General features: G+C 50.9%; 23 protein-coding genes and 1 pseudogene. 19 read left to right on the top strand and 5 right to left on the bottom strand.

From position 1 onward, the window contains the following. Positions 1-180 precede the first annotated feature (180 nt). The 10 genes and pseudogenes from BM225_RS15390 (at position 181) to BM225_RS22410 (ending at position 8,626) form a co-directional block, all read left to right on the top strand. Positions 181-1,266, top strand: coding sequence for a hypothetical protein (locus tag BM225_RS15390; protein WP_092464850.1), 1,086 nt, complete (start codon positions 181-183; stop codon positions 1,264-1,266). Next, a complete protein-coding gene (locus BM225_RS15385; RefSeq protein ID WP_092464849.1) occupies positions 1,256-1,789 on the top strand; it encodes a hypothetical protein in 534 nt (177 codons plus the stop codon). Before BM225_RS15390 ends, BM225_RS15385 begins: the two co-directional genes overlap by 11 nt. Then, complete coding sequence (locus BM225_RS15380; RefSeq protein WP_092464848.1) at positions 1,786-3,000, top strand: hypothetical protein; 1,215 nt, start codon at positions 1,786-1,788, stop codon at positions 2,998-3,000. The genes BM225_RS15385 and BM225_RS15380 overlap by 4 nt, the downstream gene beginning before the upstream one ends. A 9-nt stretch (positions 3,001-3,009) precedes the next feature. Next, entirely contained in the window at positions 3,010-3,639 is a 630-nt protein-coding gene (locus BM225_RS15375) for a hypothetical protein (RefSeq protein ID WP_143095400.1), read from the top strand. 23 nt (positions 3,640-3,662) lie between these two features. Further along, the gene (locus tag BM225_RS15370; protein WP_143095399.1) at positions 3,663-4,604 is read left to right on the top strand and encodes an OmpA family protein; all 942 of its coding nucleotides are present in this window, start codon (positions 3,663-3,665) and stop codon (positions 4,602-4,604) included. An 81-nt stretch (positions 4,605-4,685) separates the two neighbouring features. Next, complete coding sequence (locus BM225_RS15365; RefSeq protein WP_092464845.1) at positions 4,686-5,444, top strand: hypothetical protein; 759 nt, start codon at positions 4,686-4,688, stop codon at positions 5,442-5,444. Between the two features lie 99 nt (positions 5,445-5,543). Beyond that, complete coding sequence (locus BM225_RS15360) at positions 5,544-7,013, top strand: trypsin-like serine peptidase (protein WP_092464844.1); 1,470 nt, start codon at positions 5,544-5,546, stop codon at positions 7,011-7,013. A 196-nt stretch (positions 7,014-7,209) separates the two neighbouring features. Further along, a complete protein-coding gene (locus BM225_RS15355) occupies positions 7,210-8,271 on the top strand; it encodes a hypothetical protein (protein ID WP_092464843.1) in 1,062 nt (353 codons plus the stop codon). A 174-nt stretch (positions 8,272-8,445) separates the two neighbouring features. Continuing rightward, a pseudogene (locus BM225_RS21645) lies at positions 8,446-8,544 on the top strand (IS5/IS1182 family transposase); the annotation flags it as partial. Next, positions 8,513-8,626, top strand: coding sequence for an integrase core domain-containing protein (locus tag BM225_RS22410; protein ID WP_420809859.1), 114 nt, complete (start codon positions 8,513-8,515; stop codon positions 8,624-8,626). The pseudogene BM225_RS21645 and the gene BM225_RS22410, both read left to right, overlap by 32 nt. 23 nt (positions 8,627-8,649) lie before the next feature. On the opposite strand, the gene BM225_RS15345 is transcribed toward BM225_RS22410, so the two are convergent. Together BM225_RS15345 and BM225_RS21640 are read right to left on the bottom strand one after the other, a co-directional pair. Beyond that, positions 8,650-8,922, bottom strand: coding sequence for a transposase (locus tag BM225_RS15345; protein ID WP_092464842.1), 273 nt, complete (start codon positions 8,920-8,922; stop codon positions 8,650-8,652). A gap of 369 nt (positions 8,923-9,291) precedes the next feature. Further along, on the bottom strand, positions 9,292-9,519 hold the full coding sequence (locus BM225_RS21640) for a hypothetical protein (RefSeq protein WP_143095398.1): 228 nt from the start codon (positions 9,517-9,519) through the stop codon (positions 9,292-9,294). Between the two features lie 564 nt (positions 9,520-10,083). On the opposite strand from BM225_RS21640, the gene BM225_RS15340 reads away from it, so the two are divergent. The 8 genes from BM225_RS15340 (at position 10,084) to BM225_RS15310 (ending at position 19,271) form a co-directional block, all read left to right on the top strand. Continuing rightward, complete coding sequence (locus BM225_RS15340) at positions 10,084-10,740, top strand: thermonuclease family protein (RefSeq protein ID WP_092464841.1); 657 nt, start codon at positions 10,084-10,086, stop codon at positions 10,738-10,740. Positions 10,741-10,826: 86 nt separating this feature from the next. Then, positions 10,827-11,117 carry an excalibur calcium-binding domain-containing protein gene (locus BM225_RS22405; protein WP_143095397.1) on the top strand — a complete coding sequence of 97 codons (291 nt, stop codon included), beginning with the start codon at positions 10,827-10,829 and terminating at the stop codon, positions 11,115-11,117. A 242-nt stretch (positions 11,118-11,359) separates the two neighbouring features. Then, the gene (locus BM225_RS15335; RefSeq protein WP_143095396.1) at positions 11,360-11,815 is read left to right on the top strand and encodes a hypothetical protein; all 456 of its coding nucleotides are present in this window, start codon (positions 11,360-11,362) and stop codon (positions 11,813-11,815) included. A 376-nt stretch (positions 11,816-12,191) separates the two neighbouring features. Beyond that, complete coding sequence (locus BM225_RS15330) at positions 12,192-12,632, top strand: hypothetical protein (RefSeq protein WP_092464839.1); 441 nt, start codon at positions 12,192-12,194, stop codon at positions 12,630-12,632. Positions 12,633-12,641: 9 nt separating this feature from the next. Then, positions 12,642-13,103, top strand: coding sequence for a hypothetical protein (locus tag BM225_RS15325; RefSeq protein WP_092464838.1), 462 nt, complete (start codon positions 12,642-12,644; stop codon positions 13,101-13,103). After that, positions 13,100-14,542 carry a caspase family protein gene (locus BM225_RS15320; RefSeq protein ID WP_092464837.1) on the top strand — a complete coding sequence of 481 codons (1,443 nt, stop codon included), beginning with the start codon at positions 13,100-13,102 and terminating at the stop codon, positions 14,540-14,542. The genes BM225_RS15325 and BM225_RS15320 overlap by 4 nt, the downstream gene beginning before the upstream one ends. 452 nt (positions 14,543-14,994) lie before the next feature. After that, positions 14,995-15,759, top strand: coding sequence for a Hachiman antiphage defense system protein HamA (locus BM225_RS15315; protein ID WP_092464836.1), 765 nt, complete (start codon positions 14,995-14,997; stop codon positions 15,757-15,759). Next, positions 15,756-19,271, top strand: coding sequence for a DEAD/DEAH box helicase (locus tag BM225_RS15310; protein ID WP_218157060.1), 3,516 nt, complete (start codon positions 15,756-15,758; stop codon positions 19,269-19,271). The genes BM225_RS15315 and BM225_RS15310 overlap by 4 nt, the downstream gene beginning before the upstream one ends. Before the next feature lie 323 nt (positions 19,272-19,594). On the opposite strand, the gene BM225_RS15305 is transcribed toward BM225_RS15310, so the two are convergent. The 3 genes from BM225_RS15305 to BM225_RS15295 all read right to left on the bottom strand — a co-directional run bounded on the left by BM225_RS15305 (position 19,595) and on the right by BM225_RS15295 (position 23,061). Further along, the gene (locus BM225_RS15305; protein WP_092464835.1) at positions 19,595-20,680 is read right to left on the bottom strand and encodes an RES family NAD+ phosphorylase; all 1,086 of its coding nucleotides are present in this window, start codon (positions 20,678-20,680) and stop codon (positions 19,595-19,597) included. 31 nt (positions 20,681-20,711) lie between these two features. Continuing rightward, the gene (locus tag BM225_RS15300) at positions 20,712-21,404 is read right to left on the bottom strand and encodes a hypothetical protein (RefSeq protein WP_092464834.1); all 693 of its coding nucleotides are present in this window, start codon (positions 21,402-21,404) and stop codon (positions 20,712-20,714) included. 616 nt (positions 21,405-22,020) lie between these two features. Further along, positions 22,021-23,061: a phospholipase D family protein gene (locus BM225_RS15295; protein ID WP_092464833.1), complete on the bottom strand. Its 1,041-nt coding sequence runs from the start codon at positions 23,059-23,061 to the stop codon at positions 22,021-22,023. Between the two features lie 759 nt (positions 23,062-23,820). On the opposite strand from BM225_RS15295, the gene BM225_RS21630 reads away from it, so the two are divergent. Then, the gene (locus tag BM225_RS21630) at positions 23,821-24,300 is read left to right on the top strand and encodes a hypothetical protein (protein WP_143095395.1); all 480 of its coding nucleotides are present in this window, start codon (positions 23,821-23,823) and stop codon (positions 24,298-24,300) included. The last annotated feature ends 55 nt before the right edge of the window (positions 24,301-24,355 follow it).

Here is a 24,355-nt window from a genome sequence, read left to right as displayed (position 1 = left end):
ATGGCCGACCAAACCCGCAGAACAGTCAAGCTCCAGCATCTTTTGCATGGAACTGCTTCTGGTCAGCTTTTAGTGGAATCAAACACATCTGAACGCGGCCTCAGGGAAAAAATTTAAAAAATTTCGACCGATCTTTGAAAACCGGACCGGTATAAAGATGGAGCAATTAAGGAGCATAGCATGCAGGAAGTGAATTGGGTTCTTGCCACGCCTCAAGGGAGAGATATTTTACTGCATGCCTTCGGGGCTGGGTTGGATATTGCGGAAAACGGCGCGTGCACAAAGCACGTCGAGGTCCTAGGACAAAAAAGTATTACAAAATTTGGCGATCGAGCGTTCGAGATCGCGTCCGGAACGAAAGATCCAGCCATCAAGGCAGCTTGGGTAAATCGTGAATGTGACGAAGAACAGCATTTTTTGTCCCATCACTGGCTCCGGGGCATCATCCTCTCTCAAAGAAGCAAACCGCTGCCTGTTGCGATTGACCGATGCGTGGTGGAACTGGCTGCTGGAAAGTGTATGCCGGAAATTTCGAGGAAAGTCTGCAACGATACAGAAAGTTCCATGCGAAGAAAAAAGTGCGATTGCGTCCCTGACTACAAAGGTTTCGCCAAAAATATCATGGCAGATGTAAAAAAAGGCCTCTCGTTCGTCCCACTTATGAAGGCAACAGAACTCTCGAAAGAAAGAGTGTTTCGACTTCTCGATGTTAAGAAATCTTGGGTGAGATCAATGAGAGAGGGAGACAAAAGCACGTCTCAAGCACGTGAATACTTTCGTACAGACTACGGCCACAAGTATTTTACAGCAAAAAAAGCCCATGATTTGACAATTAACGAAGCATTCTCAGACTTCGACTTTTATTGGAGCTTGCGGAAGGCCAGTGAAAATCTGGATAAGCCGGAACGCTATTTTTCGGGTGAAAATACGTACTCCGCTAGCGGCAAGTATACTTCAGGACGTGATTTTACCGATACAGAGCCATTGAGTGATAAAGAACATGACTTCATAGAGTTTCTTGAGGGGGACATTCAGCGAACGCTTTTGAGTTCGACGCGTGTTGAGAGGGAAATCGTTGAACTGATACGTCTTTTTGTTTGGGAATATTTCTCTGAGAATGACCCAGAGGTTATAAGGCGTGCAGAATCTGGGGATGGAAGGTTGAATGTTCTGTGGGATAGGGAAAGGGACTATCGAAAGGAATTTCAAGAGTACTTAAGAAAAAAGCTGACAGACATGCTGAAGGAAGAAAAAGATGTTGGATGAGAAAATTGATTGCCTGATCTCAAATTTGATCTCTGGACAAGACGATCTTCCTGATATTCCTGTCAAGTCTAGAGAGTATTGGGAGAGGCGCTTCTTTAATCTTTCCGAGGCAGATAGAATGCTTCTAGCAATTTCTCCCGCAAATCGCCTCGTATTTGAAGAGGCCTGGATCGATCGTCGTGCGGAAAAATTCCAAGACATTGTCGCAAATGACAATAAGCCGAAATTGCGGGCAGCAGCGAGCAGCCGTTCGAGAGATTCTATCACGTTCGACTTGGAGAATGCAGATCTGAATCTTACTTTCGAGCCGGTAGGTAGCGAAGACTGGCAGGCGATCTTGAGAACTAATAATCCGCATAAATTCAGTGGCATCAGGATGAAACTCATGGAGTTATCGTCCGGTCGGATAATACTCAATGATTTTTTCGATGATCAGGGGTACATAAACGGCATTTGGCCACTGAAAGAGCGCCCGGACGCTGTTGGTCTTGATTTTTTGCTCATGCCAGAGGAAGAAATATGACCGCGTCTGTATATCTGGAGAATATTTACTTCCCAACCGATGATGGGGAAATCCACCAGATAATCTCTGATGCCAAATCAACTGGAAACATAGGGCATATTTTTTATAATCCTCAAAAGCTCGCAGGGATAATTAATCCTTTGATAAGCGACAAAGTGAGGACCCACGGTGAAGAAGTCAAAAGATTCAGTGGTCGCGAACTGAGACAGGTTACCCTAACCATTAAGAATTATAGAGATTTTAATGGCAGAAGCTTCGTTCTCTCTATGGTACTTGCAGAAAGGATGGTTTCCTATCTTTCACCACTGAAAGCAACTGCAGCTAGAAAGGCTTGCATCGTCGCAAGTGGGAACTTGGGCGATAATTTCGAGGTGTTGCCGATTGAAGGCTTGGCACGAAAATTGGATGCAGTTCTGTCTTTTGGCGCAGATGACGACATTGCGGAGAAGCTGCTCATCTTGCCCGAGGGTGCTCAAGATGATGAGGCGTTCGTAGATAGAGCAGCTAAATTGAAAGAAGCAGGATGGAATCCTCGCTTTGTAAAAAATTTTTTCGATCTCGCAGACCTGTGGGAGAAACTTGGTTCACCGAACGCTAAAGAGACACAAAGTGAAAATACCTTAGACGACAAAGATCCTGACAATGGCAAACCGCTCTTTGATAGTCGTTTGCTTAGAGGGGTTGCTCTAGGTTTCTTGCTATTCTGCGCGGCACTCGTCGTGACCTTTGTGGATTTTCATCCCATCCCTGCAGAAAACGAAGATCTTCGCGTAGATAATGATGTCGTTGCCTCGCTTGTTCAGGAGAAAGACATGCCATCCGACCCAGTTGACGCGCAGTTCAAGATTGCGCTTTGGAGTGTGAAGCCAGCCGGTGTCTTAGGCGCTGAGTTGGCCCCAGGGCACCTTTTTACCAGCAAGGACGAAGTTGCAGTTGTCATTGATCCTACCAATTATGATGGTCTTTTCGGGGTACAACTTTCTGACGGCACAGAGCTTTTCTCTGACGGTGGTAGAAGGATTGTCACACGTCACCTTCTCGAAAATATCGCGCCAGATTGGTCCTTATTAGCGACTATTGCTCTTTGCGGAGAGGCCGCTGGAAGTTGCTTTCGGAACGGTGCAGAGAGAGTCATCTCTGGCCTCAGGGAATTCTCGATATCAGAAGAAAATCCTTCAGTGCAGTTGGAAGTGAAAATCTCTCACCCATAGGGGGCAATTATGAATGTTTTACGAAACGTTTTTTCAGCATTGTCAATATGCATGATGTCTTCCGCAGTGTTGGCATCGGAATGCATCGAGTTGGATGTAGAGTTTCTGAGGTACAGCAATGAAGGCGATTTCATTGAGAAAGGCCAGCCCAATGAAATTAAATTTCGATATGGAGATTTCTTCAAGATTCAGATCGTCGGAAACTATCCTGGTGAATTTCAGGTAAAGGCTACCGACGAAAACGACAAAACGTCAACGTTGGGGAACTCGTACTTTGCGTTTGGCGACGCTCCCATTGTGCTGCCTTGTTCTCTGGGAGACGCGTGCGCAGATGGTGAGTTTTATGAATTTTACGATCATCGCTTGGATGGGAATGAATCTAACGAAGAAGTCATGGTTCTCTATTATCTACCATGCAAAGTTTCTGGTGAGGACATGAACCAGAATTTGGCCTCTGTATACGAACAGCTACCCAAATGTGACCCTGAAAAGCCCTCGGTAGGCAATAGAGATTACGCGATGTTAAGGTATGAAGCGGTCAGGTTGACATCTTCCAAAACCAAATTGTGTGGACGAGAAGGAGATTCCGAAGGACGTTTGAAACTTTGGCAAAAGCTAGAGTTCGAGGTTGCCAAGTGACCTTAGTAAGGATTTCCGCATTGGTGGCGATTGCTCTCGCCGTCCTGATTGCGCTTCCGAACGAGCCTTCAGCCAGCGAGGTGATTTCCTTTGAAACTATGAAAATGGTCGCTTCGGAAAAAAATCATCAAGATGGCTGTGAAGATGTCACAGTAGTGGATCTGCCAGATATCAACTTCGATTTTGATGCTTCGACGTTGCGGCCAAGCGCAGCTGCGCAAATGAATGACTTCGCAGATGTGCTTTTGAGTGCGGACTTTCGAACATCGCGGTTCTCATTGGAAGGCCATACCGATGCCCGAGGAACCGACGAATATAATGTAGAACTTTCGAAGAAGCGGGTTCTAGCAGTGCGTAATGCTCTGACCGAGCGCGGTGTTCAAACTGATCGTGTCTCGGTTCGCTACTTTGGGGAGCAGCGACTTTTGTTTCCCAACGAACCTGAGAATGAAAGGAACCGCCGTGTCTCGTTGGTCGTATCCGACGAGAACTCAGCGGTCGCCCTCTCTCAAATAAGGGCGGACAGCGGGAGTCCTGAACTCGTCGTCCAATTGAAGCGCAGGCTATCGAGCGGTTATCAAAATTTGAATGCTGAGGTGCCTTTGGTGAAAGAAGGTGATCAACTATTTCTTTGCATGGCTGCTCCAGTGCGGGGCCGCGTCGTCATCGAAGTTTCCGGCAGGAATGGCTTGGAAAAAGTCGGTGATTGGTTGCTTCCTGAACAAACACTGCTGCGGGTACCGGAGCAGTATACGTTCGATGTCGACGGAAAGGCGTTAGAAGAAAAGATCAGGCTGAAGTTCATTCCGTGCGATCATGACTGCACACCAGAGGTCAAGCAGAGCTTTGAAGCGATACGGCTTTCGCGACCAAAACCGGTAGCAGCCAAGGTTTCTTTACCCTTGGATCCTCTATGCGGCACCAAAGGAGTGCAGTGCAAATTAATCAAAATGAAAGTCAGGTAATTTCGAGACCATTTTTCAAATCCTGACCGGAGGAAAGGCATGGGGTGATGACGCCCTTTGAAACCCGGGAAAGGATACGAGATGAAAACGATCACGAGCATGGCAGCGACTTTCGCACTTCTGGCCGGTGTGGCCGCGATTGCGGCACCGGAGCGCAGCCGCGCAGCTTTTGAAGCCTTCAATAAAGGTTTGACCGATCTGACGGCACCAGACTGCGATACTGATCCTGTTGCCTGTCTGGATCGTCGGGAAGACGATCTTCAGGCAGCTCTGGGAGATATCTCTCGCGGTGTCTCCGAACTCAAAGCCGAGCAGGAGAATGCGCAGGAAGCAGCGCGCCAGGCGCAAGCTCTCTCCGCGCGCAATGCTCTCTTCGCGGAAGAAGGGCGCCGGCTGCTGGACACGCAGATGAGCGGGCCTTACTCGTTCATTGGCGTGAGCTATCCGGATCGCACGGCGCTGGAGGCGCAGGTTCGTTTTGTGTGGAACGAGAAGCGGACACTTGATGCGAGCGCGGCCGAGGCGGCAACGGTTGCGCGCCATTTGTCGGAAGCACGGGCCAAGGTGAATGCGCAGGAGGCCCAGGTTCTGGCGGCCCTCGAAGTTATTCCTTCGAAGCGTGCGCTTGTGCGGGCAAACAAGATCGTCGGTGGAATTGCCGAAGATCTGTCCTCGATCGACGATGTTCTTGCGTCGAGCCGGGCTGCGTCCAATGCCAAGGACGCGCTTTTGCGGACCACCCGCGAACTTCAGGCGGATGCTGATAGCGGCTTAGTGTCCAATTCCGTCGGAGATGCAGCCTTTGAAGCTTGGCTGAAGCAAGGCAGCCAGCGTCCCTGATTGCAGCGCCCGGGCGTTTCGATGTCCAGGCAATTGATTTGCACTGGAATTCGCGTATACATTTTTGAGAATACGGAATTGATATTGTTGGGTTGTTGAATGATGAAGCGCCTCATTGAGTTTTTCCTCTCAGCGATATTGTCATTTATTCTAACAATATCCGCCGAGCCGTCACAAGCGGGGTTCCTGGGTGTTTTTGCGAAAAGTGATTTGGAGAAGTGTGAAGATAGCCAATCATTTTCGGAGTTAAAGCTTGGTCACCATCAGGCATTGACTGGTCCACGGCAGGATAAGAATTTTGGCCAAATGGAGCCCGTGCAAAATATTCTTAAGGGCCCAATTCGGAAGGCGGCCAATCGGACTGGCATGCTTCGCATTTGCCGAGAAGGCGGGGAGGTGGACGCCTGTACAGCAACGCTGCTCAATGATCATTTACTACTAACTAACGCTCATTGCCTCGAAGCAACCCAAAGATCCGGGCGTGCTATCGGAATGTACTTGTTTCTTGGGTATGAAAAATACGCGGACTATTCAGATCGTCCGCGCTACGATGTGCGAATTGAGCCAGTTGAAATCGGCAGCAGTAAGGATCTGGATTACGCCATCCTTGAATTGGAGAAACCGGTCCCAAATATCGCCCCACTTAAGGCGTCCGTTCGTGATCCCGAAGCTGGCGAGACCATGACAATCGTCAGCCATGCGCTAGGAGGGATCATGAGGGTCACCAGAGGCGGATGCGTTGCTGATGCTGGCCGACCAGTGGTAGGCCTCAATGTTCTGCATTGGTGCGACACGCGCGCGGGAAGCTCCGGAGCATTGGGCTTTGCCGATGAAGACCGTGCGCTGCTATTTCTCCATGCGAGTGGCGATGCCGCCGAAGATATCAGGGATCGAGGGCCCAATCAGGGCATTCGTATGACGGCTTTGCTGAAGCAGAGCGACATTCTACGGCAAATGTTCACTCCTAAGCCCGCCGATCCGTGTGAAGATTTGAAGCTGGGTTCAGGTTTATCCTGCGAGGCCATTGATGGGCGAGCCGTGGTGACCAACAATCTAATCCTAGAACCAGTTATCGAAGCTCCGGTGGTGCAAATCGAAGAGCCAATCATAGAAGCACCGATATTTGTAGGAATTGATGAAGAAATAAGATTCCTTAGAGACAATTGTGATCGCGGAAATGCGGAGGCTTGTAGCGACTTAAGCACGATACTTCGGTTTGAAGAGGGGGGCGTTGGCCCTGAGGTTATTGATGCATCTGATAAATCTTGTCATCTGGGTGTAGTTGATGAGTGTACGTTTTTACACTTCATCTTTGAGGATGAATGGTGGAAAAAGTCTAATGAATTTTATGACGAAAGGGCGCTTGATTATATTGTGATCGGTTGCCGGAAGGGGGACGAATTCTCTTGCGAAAAGCTCTGGAGTCTTTTCGAAGAAAACCTAGTCATGCCAACAAGGGAAGAGGCTATCGAGTTCTCTGGAATCTTCAGCAGTGCGTGCAGTCAAGGAGAGCAATTTTCTTGTGAAGTGAAAAGTAAGTTAGTAGCGGGAATAGAAGCCCACAAATAATTAAACAATATTCGCTATAAATTTCGACAAGTCCATCGCGCGACATCATTTCAAAATGTGAGCCACAGAATTGATCTTACCAACCCAGACCTTCGACGTTGCAATATTGGCGGTGCATTCCACCAAATTACGTCCAATATATTTCTCTTTAATTTGCACACTTATTTTCATGGGTACGCTAGCGGTCGGGAGTGGTATGAACCCGGCCAAAGCTTCAGAGAAACCTGAACGCTTTGAAACTATTTTCTACCAGGAGGTTGGGGAATATAGTGTCGATGTTGACATGCTGGATGCCGACATACGCGGTAAGAATTTATTGGTGGCTGGATATAATTACACGGGGGGAGCGAGGGCGCAGATTATAGACTTGGAGGTTGGAAAAACTAAGAATATTGAAGGCTTTCGCTCTGGTGCCCTATCTGCAGTATTTTTCAATGATGATACCTTCTTTATTGGCGGGCAGGAGGGGGGAGTTATTCGGAAATATAACCTTGCGAGCAGTGAACCCTTGGGTGCGATTCACTTGGGGCAAGATGTAAATGAACTTCTTTTGTTTGAAGGTGGATTAGTTGCGGGCACCAGTGCTGAGAAGCTCACTTTAATAAATAAAAACTTGGAAGTGACCGCTGACCTCTTAGAGGAAGATCAGAGGTACATGTCGCCTTATTCTGTAATTCCTCCTGAATATGTTTCCCTCCGATTTCCACCAGTGGGGGTCACACGCCATCCAAATGTTGGTGGTCGTGAAACACTTATCTTCATGATGTACCAAATCGACAAACAAACTGGTAGCACATCAGAATTTACTTCACTCACTTTAGAGGACGAACAGGAAATCGAGCATGCGCCCCATCCTCAAAACTCGTTGATACTGGCGCTTACGCAGGCTCAATACGCGCCCAAATCGCCTATACTCCCGTTTCATCGATACGGAGCTTATAGTTACGACCAGGAGGCAGGAGAGCTTTCTAGGGTCGCAATTTATCGAGTTCCATTGAATGCTGCTGGAGTGACATATAGCCCCAAACTAAATCTAGGTTTCTATTACCAGTTTGATGGAGAGGAGTTTTGCTTAAATGAGTATAGGAGAAGCGATCCTCAACAGGAGCTTTCAGGTTGTCTATCTCTTTCAAATGATATTAAGTCTCAAATCATATGGGGCAATTTCGTTATAAGTGAAGATATGGAACATGTTGTCTTTTCGGGGCGTAATAGCGAAGGGGCGCATCGCGTTCGAGTGTTCAGAATCGTCCTTTGAACCTATTGGTGGCTGCACCCCCAGCCTTGACATTGGGTGAAACCAATGTTTCGGGCATTTGCAGTACTGTCCGTCGTCAGGGGTTTTGGGGCAGATGGTAGCCTGATCTAGGCTCAGGATCCATTGATTTCAGTCGGATGGCGTGCTTCACGGTTTGAAAATCGCGTGGTGAACATGTCTGATCTTTTTTGGCTGACGGATGCGCAGATGGTGCGTCTTGAGCCTTTCTTTCGCAAGTCACATGGCAAGCCACGCGTTGATGATCGGCGACTGGATCAGCTTTTACAATAACCGCCGTCCTCATCAAGCCCTTGCCATGCGCACGCCTGTCGATGCATTCAGATTAGCGGCTTGAATTGAGCAGAAATCGCTGGGTCATTACATTCGTTCCAAAAAAGAGTTGGCCACCGCCAGCTCCCCGATCTTGGCGTGGAGCTCCTTCACCTGCTCCTCGTCGATCTCGGGGCTCTTGCGGCCGCCACGCTCAAACGCGCCGGACGCGCCTTCGAGCAGGGCGCGCTTCCATTGATGGATCATCGTTGGATGCACCCCGAACCGGCTCGCCAGCTCGGCCGCCGTCTCTTCCCCTTTCAGGGCTTCCAGCGCGACCTTCGCCTTGAACTCAGGCGCGTGCTGCTTGCGTTTCGACATCTCTGATCTCCTTCTCGTCGAAGATCAGCAGACTGCAAATCATAGCTTATGTCAGTGTCCGAAATTTGGGGGGTAGCTCACGACACCAGAAGTTGTGCCGCCCCTCATGACCAGATCACATTCCTTCAAGGCTAATACTCCACAGAATGAACTTTAAAATAGCTCCAGTTTTCCTGTGGCTGTTTTTCTGGTCAACGTTTCCGTTGAGAACAATTCAGTGCGTATTTCTGTCCAATAGGTCAAATTCCTGAAATATAAGAATAACTTTATTCGTTTGAGGGTTTTTCTAAGGCCGTTTGGTGAACTGGAAGATGGAAAAAGAGATGAGTTTCTTTGAAAAATGCAAAGAAAATTATTCATTCATGTATTTTAAGAGAATGGACTTTTAGGAAGATGTTCCGACTTTCTTTTGAAGTTTTCTTCCTCCAATCTGGCGATAAACGCAGCTTCCTCTTCAGTGAGGCGCGCCTTGTTTAAGTGCCGCCAATGACGCCGATAGATGCTCCAAGCCTGTTCTTCTGTGAGTTCCATATCGGTTTGACGATGCCAACAAAGGTAGCGAAGCTGGGGGTAGTCAAAAAGGCGAACCGTTTTCATGTGTTTCCCCAATCAGATGTGCTTTGAGAGCGCCGAAGCCAGCAGGGCCCGACGTCGTCAAAGACTACGCATTCCTTTAATGGTCGTCAAAAGGCCTCCGCGCCGGCGTTAGAGACGTGAACGGCGTTTAGAGCAATAAACGCAGACGGCATGTCATACCGCATCAATACTTGAAGACCGGCTCTTCGAAAGCCTTCGGCACAGGATAGAGCATGCTTTCGCATGAAACTTGGCTGCTCTTTGGTCCGCACCTTCAGAGAACGGCTTCCCCTGCCACACCCGTTTTAGTTCATATCTCTGCTGTTCGGGGCGCTTCGCTGCCATTTCAAATCACCGACGCCGTTATCATTCACTACCCGGGCAGAATGGAAAGGCACTACAAAGGGCCGACCCTAAGGCGCCCCCCGCCGCGTAAATTCAGGGGCCCTTTTCAAAAAAAATGTCTCAACTCGTTCAAGAAAATTGCGTGACCCGCATGCTCGCCTTTGCGCAAACTCACGCCGACGCCCTGCGAGCGGAGCGCTAACAAATATTTAACTTTCCTTCGATGGCCCGACAAATCCAATGAAAAACATCATCCTGCCCTTAGCGCTATTTGCCTCTGTATTGGCCTGTTCCACTGCAGGAGCAGCGGAAATTCGGGTGATTGATGGTGATACCCTCTCCGATGGCGAGATCACCTACCGGCTGAACGGGATCGATGCTCCAGAAAGCGGACAGACCTGCTTGAACTCTTCAGGAACATCCTGGCGATGCGGCGAGGCCGCGACAGCGTTTCTTGTCGATCTGCTCGCCAACAGTGACTTGAAGTGCCAAGCAATGGCGCGAGACCGCTACGGCCGAACAATCGCGACATGCTTTGCGTCAGGCACTGACCTTGGGAAAAGCCTTGTCGAAGCGGGCCTTGCTTGGTCGTTCAGGCGCTACGATGATGTCTATTCTGAAGCGGAAGAGACCGCCAAGGCACGCCATAAGGGCGTCTGGACTGGCGTCAACCAAGCCCCCTGGGAATACCGCGAAGAAAGATGGACGGCGGCGAAACAAAGCGCTCCCGAAGGATGCCCCATCAAAGGGAACATTTCAAAGAACGGCAAGATTTACCACGCGCCTTGGTCGCCTTGGTATTCTCGTACTAAGATCTCACCAGCTAAAGGGGAGCGTTGGTTTTGTAATGAAGCCGACGCCATTGCAGCAGGGTGGCGCGCTCCGCATTGGCACTGAGCGAACACATCACCGCCCCAATAGCGCCTCATTCCAAGGTAACTTTGTGATCCTAGATTACAATGACTTAAGAATTCAGAATACAAATGAAACTACTGACTTTGTTGCTTTTAGCAGCGCTTCCCCCAGCGCCAGCATTCGCCGAAGAAGCCTCCCCGATCACGATCTTTAGCCCACAATCGCAACGCCAAATCCACCAAGAAGACACGTATAGGAGCTCATATCGTATTGCGCAAAGCTGGAGTTGCTCTCCAAGGCGCTATTGCTCAAAGAGCATATCCAGCTGCCGCGAAGCGCGGTGGTATTTCACCAACTGCAGTTGGGGCGGCGCTTTAGATGGCGACAATGATGGAGTGCCCTGCGAAAACCTCTGCTGATCGCTTTCGGCAAAGGCTCGGATTTCTGGCTGCTCGGATTTTGAAAATTTTGGCATGCGAACAACGGTCCGAGCCAATATTCGTTCATGGCTCAATGCAGGACATGTGACCAATGATATTGCGACACCCAACTGCGATGGTGGTCTGCAACCCAAGGGCCGATGTTAACTTTTCCGCGGGAATTTTTACGTTCGCGTCTTTCGGTTTCAATGTCCTCAAAGGCAACTAGTGGAGATCACTCTTTGGCTAAAGATCCAGATCCAAATGAAATGTCAGATGTCGATGCCATTCGCAGACTGCTGGCAAATGCAGTTCGCTTAAAGCGAGAGGATATCGCAAATGCGTGCCGAATTCGCGTTTATGAGTTATCTGGCACTGACTACGAGGACCCTATCGAAAGGCGATTGTGGCAAGCGGTGACCGCATATGAAGAAACTCTTCTGGAGAAGCATGGTCGCAGGCAACTAGCCAGCTATACACGTCGAAAGATCGCGGACAAGGGTCCTCTCCAAACCTTGACGGACTGGGCGTTAGATCCAAAAGTAACTCCTGGATTTGAGGCTTTGGTGGCAGCTAACGCAGCCAAGTTTACTGGAGAATACATCGTAGTCGAACACGCAGAAAGTTTTCCAGCCGAAGCCGTGCAAGCCGCTAGGTCAAAGCTGGAAGCCTACGGTGTTGAAGTCACGATGCCTTAACCCTAACGACCCAAATCGGGTCTTGGCAAAGAGGCTTTATACTGCGTTGCGGCCCGTGAGATGAGGCATTAGCTCCAACTGCATATACCGAGAAATGGTGAACCCACAGATCGCGGACAAAACAGTTATCGAAGATTGAAACGACGACGGTGGCGCTTCGGAGTAGTAATACCGCCATCGTTTTTGTAGCTTGCGATTGCTTTAATAGGAGCTAATCGCCGATTGCGGTCAACTTGATGCACCACCACGGTTCATGGATTGTGGCACAAGATAGCATTCCAAGTTGATAGAAACTTCGTTTGCGTATATGTTTTATCAATAGATAATTGAATCCTAAAAAACAAATTCTGTGCTTACAAATCGAGAGTTTTTATAATTGGAGTTGAATCGAGACATGCGGTTTCTGTTGATTTTCCTATGCTCTGGATTGGCGTTCTCTTACGTCCAAGCTGAACCAGCAGGCGATCTTTCGACATTCTTGCATGGTGGCGCATCGAAGACGTGGGTGCAGGAAGCCGTGACCGTCGAGCTCGGCGAAGGTTCGGACTGCCTTACCGGCCACGAACTCACATTCGTGCAAGACGGAACGATGACCGAAAAAGTCTGCGGGGATGGTAGACTCGTTTCTATAGAAAGAAGCTATACGATCACCACGGACGAGCTCGATACGTTCGTTACGTTCGAGGGGCAGTCGTACCGACTCTCGGGGCGCCGCTTCGAGCAGGAATTGCTCCTGTTCGAGGAGGCCATTCTTCGCATCGAAGATGCCAAGGACGTGCCGACCGAAAATCGCATCTTGCAACGTCTTGCCGAGTAGGCCGCTGGGATGAACGAGAAAGATCGTTGGGAGCTCCGCTTCGAATTCGTGAAGTCCGCCCTCACCGGTCTGGGCCTTATTCTGAGTGTGCTCATCTTTGTCATTGGAGACATGTGGACGGCGGAACGCGAGAACGAACTCGCAGAAGCTCGAAACCTCGCAGAGTATGAGCGGCGATTATGGGACGAACGGCGAGACGCGTATCGCGCGCTTGCGGAAGTGCTCGGCGGAATAGCGGCGGATTTGGATTCAGGCTCGGACATCGATGCAGCAAACAAGCGCGCCTTCGATAAAACCTATTGGGGCGCTCTGATTCTGACCGAGAACGAAGAAATCGAGCTACAGATGGTGCGGCTTCGTAATGATCTCCGGGATCTCGAGGCGGGGCGTACGACAAGCGATCAAATCAAGCGTCGCGTTCAGCGAATTGTCTCTCTCAGCAGAGAGCATTTGGAAGAGGTGTCGCAATGAGAAAACTGTTGCTCGGTTTTGTTTTGATCTTCGTGATTCCGATAAAGGTTTGGCCAAAAGATGCTCTCGATGTCCATATCTTAGCTATCGGAAATGGTCATTATGCTGGCAATATCGAAGGTGATGAGACAGGATTTAATCCTACTGGTGCTCCTTTCTCTGCATCGATTGCCCTTAGCCGGCTTGAAAGTATTTTTGGATCGGCATCGCGTCATTTGCTGACGTCGAGTGATAACGCTCTGATTACTCGAAACGACATTTTCAATGCGCTTGATCGCCTGGAAGCCGTGGCAAGAGTGACCCCGCGCGATGATTTTATTATTGTTTATTATATGGGGCACGGCTTTGGCGAGGGATTTGGTTGGAATTACTTTCTGCAACCGGGAAACGTCGTTATACCTCAAGGCGAGATCGGCGAGTCGGACGTGGTCGTTTTGGCCGAGACGCTGATTTATGCAGGCGACATCGTAGATCGCCTCAAAAAAATTGGTTCGCGCTTCTTGGTGATCTTCGATGCTTGTTACGAGGGCGATGAAGTGGAATTCGCATCGCCTGTCTTTAGCGAAGAGGCACTACGCAACATTCGGGACGTCGCTGCGATCATGCGCTTTATAAACGAGTTTCACGGAAACGACCCGGTGATATTCTCGGCAATTCCCGGAGATACCGTTCCCACCGTCTCTTCTCCCGTGCCAGGCTCCGCGAGCAATTTCAACATTGGCCCCCTGGCTCGGCGGCTCGCTCTCGCGCTCGAAAAAAACTTAGGCGTTCAGTCAGGTTCGGTCGCAGATCTCGTGCGCGTGCTTAGCCAGGAGGGATACCTTAGCGATCCCGAAAGCTCTCCGGGCGTTACGCGCTCTGAAGCGACAGCCTTCTATACCGACCCTTCCCGCCGCGTGTCTGAGATCTACCGGTCCAAAGGCTCTGGGTCTGTCGACGCGGCGATCCGACTGTCTTCGAGCGCAGCGGCGTCCTATGGGAATTATGAAGCTGAGGAGCCGTCGTATGTTGTTCGAAACGGAGCATTGTTTTTCACCGGTGTGGATGGCGAATACATATCGGATGGACAGTCGCACGCGTTCTCGACGGAGACCGATGTGATCGAGGTCGAGTATTTCGACGGCAACAGCCTGGAACTCTCAATCGAAAGCGACGGGTGGACGTACCGGGCTTCTTTCGCGGCCCCCGAAGGTCAAGCACTGACTCAGACACGCTATCGCGATGCGCAAAGACAGGGGTTTCAAGATGCGGTTAGCCCTGGACTGAGCATATCTGGCGCAGGTCGCGGCTGCAACGTTATCGACGGTGAGTTCGATGTGGTTGCGTTCAATGAGCGTGGTGGCAAGCGCGATATTGAAATCACATTCAGTCAAGTTTGCGATGAAGACGGACCTGCCCTGAGCGGGAAGCTGAAGCTCTTTCTTGACGAAGTTCGATGATGACGGCTCCGCGCTCGCTTCGACGGTTATGGAAGAGCGCCTTACCTCCGTGTGTGAGGTGCAGCCGGTATATCTGCAACCGGCTCTCAGCCTACCTAGAAGGCAGCGCTGCGTTCCTGGTCGAGCCACGAATTTGCCAATTATGGACGGCCCAATGCGGACCTCCATGCGACCTGCCTCCGCTGCAACGCGGTGTCACGAAAGCGGCCGTTGGCAAAGTAGCGCAGCGTCGTTCATCTCACGGAGGTTCGCCGGGCGGGCAGTGTATCGCCCGCGACCCTTTGCCGCCTCTCTTCGACGTAGGAGTGCTGGCTCGAAGTTGCCATACGAACAATGCTGCATGTTCTTCGGGCTCTGGGTGGCTTTAGTTGTTGTCCAACCGAACAATCCTGGCTTGAATTGAATTAACCGAAAATAGCACAGTCACTTGTGAAGAGAGAAAGGCGTTTTTCATGGCTTCGTTTGATGAATGGAGTGATGAGACAGAAGCCGAAGTCAACGGGCACAGGCTGCGTCTGGTCACTCTTCTGGAAGGCCATGGCGCCGTCGCACAAAAGAAGGCGGTAGAAATCCTGCCCGATCACTATGCCGCACCCGAGCAGGTGGCGCATGTCTTTGAGCGTCTGGGAAAGGAAGCCGCGGCGAAATACCTCCGCCAGAAACTTCCCACCACACCTTCCCTACGCTCGGGCGATTTAGGAGAGATTTATGCGACGGAGTATATCGAAGAACGGACGGACTTCTCTGCCCCTGTGAAAAGGCTGCGGTGGCGCGATCATCGAGAAATGGCCATGCGAGGCGACGATGTAATCGGACTTCGCCCTGCGGCTGAGGGACGGCCAATCAATTTCCTGAAAGTGGAAGCCAAGAGCGAAGCCGCCCTTCAGACACGTACTGTTACGAAGGCCCGAGGTGCGCTGGATGGTGACGGCGGATTGCCTTCGCCACACGCTTTAACCTTCGTCGCAGACCGGTTGCGCGAAATGGGAGAGGAAGAGCTTCCAGATGCCATTCTCAAAGCGCAACTCGTGGACGGGATTACAGCCGCGCACGTCCAGCATTTGCTCTTCACGTTTAGCGGCAATGACCCGAACAACTTCCTTCGTGCTGATCTGAACGGATGCGGTGAAGGCATACCCCAAAACGGCGTAGGACTGAGAATTGCGGACCACCAAGATTTCATCCGAAGGGTTTTTGAAGAGGTGTTCGGCGAATGAATATCGATGAAGTTCAAGCGATTGTCGGACAGGCGATGGAGCCGGGTTATCGGGGCCGATTGCTCGCCCGAGGACAGGCCCGCGCGATGATCTGGCGCAATGGCCAGCTTCCTCCGGGTGCTCCCGGCTTCGCCCCTTCGCTTTCCTATGATCTCATGGGCTACGGCCATGCGCTGCTCTCGTTGGGCATTCGGCTTCGCGAGGAAGGCGGCGACCTGACCATGATGCGCTCTGCGTTCGAACACGCAGGCGATGCCTTCGAGGCCATTGTTTCGAAGGGCGATCCTGACGATCCGCGAAGGGGTTTCGTCCGTCTGTTGGCTTCTGCCTCGTTTCACCTGGCAAGGCTTTCGGCCCGCGCGTTTTCGATGCTGTTCGTCACGTTGGAGGATGTGAACCTTTCGCGCATGGAACGTGCGCTCGCCCTTCTTATCTTGCGATCTCTCGATCAGCTTGAAGCTGAAATCACCGCATGGAACTTGGAAGGCACTGGTTCGGATGCAGCCGTGCGAGCAGAGTTGATGCAGGTCTTGGAGGACGAGGCAGACCAAGGAGCGGGCGAAGAGGATGACGGAGAGGTAATCTCCGGGGCTCTAGACCTCGCCCTCACAGATCAGCTCTACGGCGGCCTCGCTGCTTTCCTACTTGCGCTTCAAACCGGAGAGGCAGACCTTTTGGAGGTGGCGCACGCAGAGATCGAAGACGGATTGGCCGCTGCAGCCGAACTGAATCTGGTTCCCCAGTGGTGGTGCTTCCGTCTGACTAGGCACCTATTGGACGATCTGTGGGGCTCCAGTTTCCATGAAGTTCTGCCGACCAATCCACCGGAAGGCGACGGAGCGGCTTGGCAGCAATTGCGTCGGCTATTCATTGCAACGTTGTTTGGTCGTAAGCGGTCCGAAATTGAATTTTGGCCGTCTCAGATTGATGCGGCCCGGCGTTCGGTGGATTCCAAGGACAATCTTGTCATCTCTCTGCCAACGAGCGCTGGAAAAACGCGCGTGGCGGAACTCTGTATTCTAAAATGCCTATCGGAGGGTCGTCGTATTGTCTTTGTGACTCCCCTCCGCGCACTTTCTGCACAGACAGAGACCGGACTACAGCGCACGTTCGGCCCGTTGGGCAAGACCATTTCAGCGTTGTATGGAAGCATCGGAACGAGCGGCTTTGAAGAAGACGCTCTAAGGACTCGTCATATCGTTGTCGCTACTCCTGAGAAGCTGGACTTCGCACTGAGAAACGACCCGACAATCCTTGATGATGTGGGACTTGTGGTGTTGGACGAAGGCCACATGATCGGTCTCGGCGAACGTGAAATTCGCTACGAGGTCCAGATTCAACGACTCTTGCGGCGCGCCGATGCGGATCAGCGTCGCATTGTTTGCCTGTCGGCGATCCTTCCCGAGGGAAATCAGTTTGATGATTTCGTGGACTGGATACGTCGCGACGAGGACGGCGATGCGGTTTCGGTTGATTGGCGCCCGACGCGTATTCGATTTGGAGAGGTGATCTGGCGCAACAACAGCGCACGCCTGGAGTTACGGGTTGGAGAAGAGAAGCCGTTCGTGCCGGACTTCTTTGGGCAGAGACACCCGACGAGCGGACAGCGAACGATCCCATTTCCACGAGACCAGCGCGAACTGGTTCTAGCTACGGCGTGGCGGCTGGTTGAAGACGGGCAATCTGTTTTGATCTACTGCCCGTTACGAAAATCCGTCGAGCCGTTCGCCGACGCCATTGTTGATCTAGCGGGTCGCGGCTTTCTGGACTCCGTACTTACCATCGATCAAGCACGATTAGCGCCCGCTCTCGCGATTGGCGCAGAATGGCTCGGGGAGAACCACCCCATTCTCAAGTGCTTGTCACTGGGTGTTGCCGTTCACCACGGAGCTTTGCCGACACCATTCCGGAAGGAAATGGAGCGTTTGCTTAGGGACGGCGCTTTGAAGATTACGGTTTCCTCACCCACTCTTGCTCAAGGCCTGAACTTGACGGCAACGGCCGTGATAATGCACTCGCTGCATAGAAATCGTGAGATAATCCCGGCCTCGGAGTTTAAGAACGTCATTGGCAGGGCCGGTCGTGCGTTCATCGACGTTGAGGGCCAAGTTCTTTTTCCAATTTTTGACAACCATAATTACAGGAGAAGGCAGTGGATCGAATTGATCGAAAAAGCCAGCGAGCACAGTCTCGAAAGCGGCCTGTTGCGTCTTCTTGTTACTTTGCTGGTTCGGTTGCAGAAGGCTATCGGAATAAAGCGTCTAGCGGACCTTCAAGAATATGTAGTGAATAACGCCGTTGCTTGGGATTTCCCGGAGATCGCCGAAGAGAAGGCCGAAGTGAGAGAGGCCCAAGAATATCGATGGGATCAGTTTATAACCGTTCTCGATACGGCGTTGTTGAGCCTTTTGGGAGAGCTGGACATTGCCGCGGACGAAATTGCCGCAAAACTTGATGAGGTCTTGCAGTCTTCACTCTGGCAACGCCGTTTGGCTCGTAAGAAAGAAGGGGTGCAGAACCTTTTGAAGGCGAGCCTCGAAGCTCGCGCCAGGCTGATTTGGAACCAGAGCACCACGCAACAAAGACGTGGTTATTTCCTTGCTGGGGTCGGCTTGCAAGCGGGCCAGCAACTTGATGCTTCCGCCGCGGCTGCCAATGACCTCTTGATTGCGGCCAACGGGGCGATCTTGGGGAACGAGAACGAACAGGCAATCGAAGCGATTACAGGGTTGGCCGAAATCGTTTTCAACATAGTGCACTTTGTGCCCGATCCTTTCCCCGACAACTGGCGCGATGTCCTGCGGTTCTGGTTGATGGGGCAACCACTCTCTGAAGTGGTTGCCGATAACCCGTCCGATGTACTGCGGTTCGTCGAGAACGGATTAATCTACAAGCTGCCTTGGGGCATCGAGGCGATTAAGGTTCGAGCGCAAGCCAATGGTGACACCATTGGCGATGACGGAATCTTCACCATCGATGACTTCGAGACCGGTCTTGCCGTTCCGGCCATCGAGACTGGCACGCTCAACCGTAGTGCGGCGATATTGATGCAGGCCGGGTTCACTTCACGGTTGGCCGCGATCAAAGCCGTCTATGACACTGGCGCGAATTTTGAGAATGCCGCTGACATGAGAGCCTGGATGGATTCTGAGGCAGTCGTTGAACTTGGCCAAAACGCCGAGTGGCCAACGCCAGAGAGCCATGAGCTATGGCTGGATTTCACCACCAACTATGTGCCCCCCGAGCGGAGCATCTGGAGTACGCAATCTGCAACTTTCGAAGCTGAATGGCTCAATCCAGAAAATGTGCCTGCAACTGGGGTGGCTGTAAAACTTGTCGGTCACGGAGACGAAATTCTGATCCTTTCTGCCACGATGGATAAAATTGGTCGACTCGCCGATCCGCTCATCATGATGTCGCGGGGCATAACCACAGCGCGAGTCGCGCCGGACAACCAATACCTTGATGTCGTCTACCACGGACCCGACGACTTGAACCTGCTCGCGGCGTAACCACCAAACTGACCCTAGCCATCCATGCCGCGAACGACTGCTCTCCGCCCGTCGTTCTGAAGTCTGCGCGCATGCAGCGAACGGCAGCTCCCGCCCCTCCAAGACTTTAGAATAAAGTGCAGCATCTCAAATTCGAATTGGAAATTGGGCGGAAAGCCGACTTCCACCGCGCTTGCTGTAGACGGCCGCAGTACGCAGAAAGCAGGCTCTGCAAGAGCTGGATTGATGGGTCCGGCACGTCGCTGGGAGGTGCCATAGGTTTCCGGCTCAAACTATCTTGGCAAGGGCCGACGCTGACCGGATGTCACAGTCATTCTTACCAGTCAATTTAGCTCCACAGCTGAAGATACCTCGTCGCAGATAAGCAGCTGCTCCTCGTCGACAAAAAGTTCGTTGTTGAAGATGGCTGGGCCAAAACCGAACTCATATGAAACGTTGTGAAGATTCACTTTGTTGATCCCCTCAACTCTAACCAACCCGGAAACTACCGGACGGTCAAAAAGGCATAGGTTCGCGTGCTTTGCACGAGCGGCCTGCTGAAAATAGCTTTCAACAATGAAACCATCGTAGCCGAGCGACCTGATGTGCGAAGCCAACCGCTGACAACAATCATAGCTGCCATGATCGTAGACAAGACTTTTCAGCCAAATTCGAGGATCATCGAAGGGAGAGATCTCAAAATCCACTTTTGGCGAAGTCAGATCCAAGAGGCGTAGCGTTCTTGTTGGGTGCATCGTTGCAACAAAAATGTCGTCCTCAAGGCTGACTCTGCTCTCATGGAGGCAAGTTTCGACGTCAAGAGAGCAATACAAGATAGGTAGCTTGGGAGAGTCAAATCGTCCGTAGGCCGTCCTAAAATTCTCTGGCGGAGAACAAAATCGTGCATCTTCAGGCGTGAATTCGATGTTCCTTTGGACTCGAAAGAATGTGGAATTACTGTCCAGTTCTCGCTCGTTGTGATAGTCGCAGATTTTTTGGTAGGCAGAATCTTCCCAACGTTGCTTTCCATCTTCCTCAGCGGGCTTTCCAAACATCCACAGCGGAGGGCCGTAAAGGAAAACTTTCAGCCCGAAGGCCTCAGACAATAGCCTAATGTCTTTTCGTAGAGGTTCTCTCCCGACTTCATCGATCGGCCTGTCAAAATAGTTAAATTGGAGCAATGGCGCAAACCACCCTCTGCCCGCGAAAATTGAGCCGCGAACAAAAAATTCAGTGCAAGAAAGTTCCAGCGCGCTGTGGGTAAGCTTAGTCCCGTCCGACGAACCACAGATCGGACAAGTCCCAAACTTACTCTTCCCAAATTTTTCAGCAACTTTACGCAACCCGATATCATCGAAGCACCTTGAGCAGCCGATAATTTTTCCACCAAGTCGACGTTCACGCAGCTTGCGCAGAATTAATGAAATCATTATGCCACCCCGTGAAGGAATTATTCTACTTTCAAATTTTCGAGATCACTTCGAAAGAAGTGATTAGAGTCGGGATCGCGAGCAGTGCAGATCCAATAGTGAACATAACCGCGCAGGAAAGTCGCATACCAAATCTGGACGACTCATCAAAAGTGTAGGTCATATAAAACACGTCCCGTGCTCGATCCTCTACAATAACGCTGATGGCATTGTGCCATAATGCTCGATGAACTCTGCGCCTCGATAGAATGCATTCCAAGACGCGGTCCGTCATTACATAACCCAAGGCATTGTAAAATCCGATATCCGGGTCAGGCTGCTCCGAATTGTTGGAGTGAGGCTCGTCATCAAAAGCATTGTGGCCTGCATGTTCCAAGATAGCATCAAGTTGGAACATCGCTTCCTCCGTGAAGCTTAATGAAATATTCCCGTAGCTATCTGGATTTTCGAAGTATTCTCCTTTCCATGCCGACCGGCCAACCCGTGTTAAACTGTCTATAATAAGCCATTCGGTTTGCGCTGCCCCCATTGCGAGAACGCATTCCTCCGGCGTCTTGTATTTCTTAATGCTAATCGGCGCAAATATGGCAAACAGGATTGCTCCGATGCCAAAAAATATTAGGCCAATATAGAGTAGTGTTAGTTTTAGGTCCCCAAGAAGATCAAGAATGGTGACAGGCTCGGCGCCTGTGCCCCCACCTTTCGATAGAAAGAAAATCAGCAATTAGCTGGTTGTAAATGATAAGGTAACCAATCAGAGGCGCCAACGCAGTTAATCGCGCCGGATAGGAGTTCCCTACGCTCGCCAATGCCGACCACGGAATGAGTAGGCTTAATCTATGCAGAAAGCTTCTTTCCAATCGTGACCCCGATCAATCTACCCGCCCGCTGACGATAAGTTACATCTGAACGCAACCCTACTCGACATACCTTCTGCCTGACTGTCAAGGCAGGCTCCTTTCCGCGAGTGGCACGCGTTGAACGGTGTGGTTTGGCGACGGGTGCCTGCCTATTAAGGCTAGTTCCTCTGCTATTAGAACCGTTGTCTGGCTTCGCCCGAATTTGCCACTTTGCCGATGCGCTCAGGTCTCGCGGCGGAGGTTTCGTCTGATGAACCCGTGACAGAAAAGCGGACTTTCGCCGCGCATATGTGGAAGGTTGGCTGAGGGCCGGATCCTCGCCAGATTAAGGCCTCGCCTAGGTGAGGTGGTCGCCGTGTTGCCGCGAGTCGGCTTCGAGTTCCTGATCCTGCGGCATGGTCTTACCTGCCCCCCTCGCAGGGGCGCACTTGATTAAAGTTTCGCTACCGAAATCCGCCTTCAAACCTTGCCCAATAGTACCTATGTCAGCTTCAAATTCTTGCGTGCGTCTGCGGCGTCGAGCACCTTCCCGCACACGCGATCAAATATGCGTTCGTTATGGAACAAGGTTTCGAGCTCAGTCTGGCACTCCAAGATCGTTGCCAGCTTTCGCAGGTCTCCGAACGAAGCTCCACCGGTGTTCCACTTAACTTTGGTTGCAACGAACACCTCCTCGGTCTCACCTTCCCCATTAGAGACCTGCTGGAGAAACCGTAAATGACGATACATGCCAAGGAAAATTTGACCGTTTGACCCACGGTAGACGGAGATGAACAGCCCGGGCCAGTCACTCTCCTTCATTTCCCAGTTGGAGAAGCAATGGTACTTGAGTGGGCCAGCACCCGCGTCTTCCGCAGTGCCATCGTTATTCGTCAACTCTTCGTCCATAATCGTCTTGGCACCCGCCTGGACCGTCTCGGTAACGTCTTCATTCGAGAAGACAAAGCGGATGCCCTTGAATGCTTCAGGGTCGTGGCGAAGAAGTTGCAAAAGCGTTGGCGGGTCCCCGAGATCGACCGCCTCATTTGTGCCGACCGCAGCGGCGCCGAGGCCCGCCAAGTACTCTGGCGCTCTTGCGAGAGCATCAGCGTCTACACGCACGGCGTTGCTGTAGCGCGTCTCGAAGGTAGCTTCGGCTTCATGGTGCGCTTTGCTTCCGCGGGGCAACCACACTCCATCCTCGATCCGGTCAGCCGAGGATAGTGCGGAGCGCGAGGCATTGGCCGAACATACAACCGCGCCCTTGTCAGACGCGTAGATCTTCGCATGCATTTGCTTGTCAGGGAAGTGGCGTAGGCGTTCGTTGTCAGGGGCTCCTCCGGCGCGAAGTGCCGCCTGAACTGTCATACCCATATGTAGGTCGCACACGACGCGCAGGTTCTCCGGCGCTGCCCCGCCAGCAAACAGTTCATCAATCCAAGTTGGACCTAGAAAGGCGACGCACATCCAAGGGTTGTCGCCAGCCAAAACCTTGCGGATGCGCTGAGCCAGTTGTTCACCAGTGAGGTATTTCTCACTCATAGATTTATTCCTCTCTCCCGTTGGAAATTTTTCTATAGCAAGGTGCATCATACCCATCCAGCCGCGACATTGCGCATTCTGATAGCCAAGGAGAATCACATTCACATTAGTCACAGAAAATGAAATGGATAATTTCCGGCATGCGATCTATCCGCAATTATAGACTGCATCGAAAATGTCGCCATTAGCTTACATATAAAGTACATAGAAGTTAACTATGAGGCGTGATGGTGCTTAAGGATGAATGTGACGTGTAATCCAGTTGAAGCGAAAATTGAAACTTTGTCTGCGCTAGACACATATTGTCACCTTGATGTAAAATTGGCTTGTGTGAAGGGCAGCAGAGAGATGAGTAGTTTTAAATTCATATTTTTCTCATTCTTTCGACTGTATCAGGGATAAAGAACCTTGAAAGTGAAAGTATGAAAGAGTTGATGTAAGATCTGTGTACACCCAACACGTCATCAGGAATTGTTGCCGAAAGCTCTTACTTTATTGTCAGGCTTTTCAGAAATGTACGAATCGATACGTAGATGGATGCACTTGGGAATACTTTTGAGACATCATAAGCAATTGATTTATTGAGTCGTTCGTATGCTGCGCAAGATGTTTTGTTATAAATAAGTGCGAACACAAGGAACTAAGGCTAGGGTAAGAAAGACTCGGTGAGCGTGAGAAATTTTTGGTCTAGGTGAAATTGGATTTGCACACAGCTGCCTGGATTAATTTCATGTGATGAGCATATAGAGGCATTGGAAAGTGGATAAAACTTGGTGGGTTGCAGGCTTGGGGGCAGCTATTGTGGCGGTTTCTGGCGTTTCGACAATTCTGGTGGATTCGATTGCTATTAAAGAAGAGATGGAGGTTATATTTAATGGGCACTCAACTCAAGACGCATATGATTTAATTCATGACCTTCACAGTTCCATATCCTCTTCCGATCGCGAGGTCATTCGATTTATGTCCTCAGCTTATGTCAATGGTGTGGATTTTTACGGCCGCACGTCGTCTATAAATTACGTTGTAGAAGATAAGAGAAAGTTATTTCAACGATGGCCCAATAGGGATTACTATTTTGTCCCTATTCATGAAGAGACGGACTGCAAAGGATCGCGATGTATTGTCGTTGGCGTCACACACTTCAACGTCTCCAATGAAAGCGGCTTATCGAAATCGGGCTCTAATAAATACAAGTATACCCCACATTTCCCAAGTAAGGCGCTGATTTCGCTGTCCTGACCATTATATTTCCTATATAAAACATGGTGTTGAAGGCTGCGAGGGGCGCGTTTCA

This window comes from Donghicola eburneus (genome assembly GCF_900115865.1).
GTDB classification, from domain to species: domain Bacteria; phylum Pseudomonadota; class Alphaproteobacteria; order Rhodobacterales; family Rhodobacteraceae; genus Donghicola; species Donghicola eburneus.
Note: the sequence above shows the minus strand (reverse complement) of the source record. Positions and strands in the feature narration are given on the sequence as shown.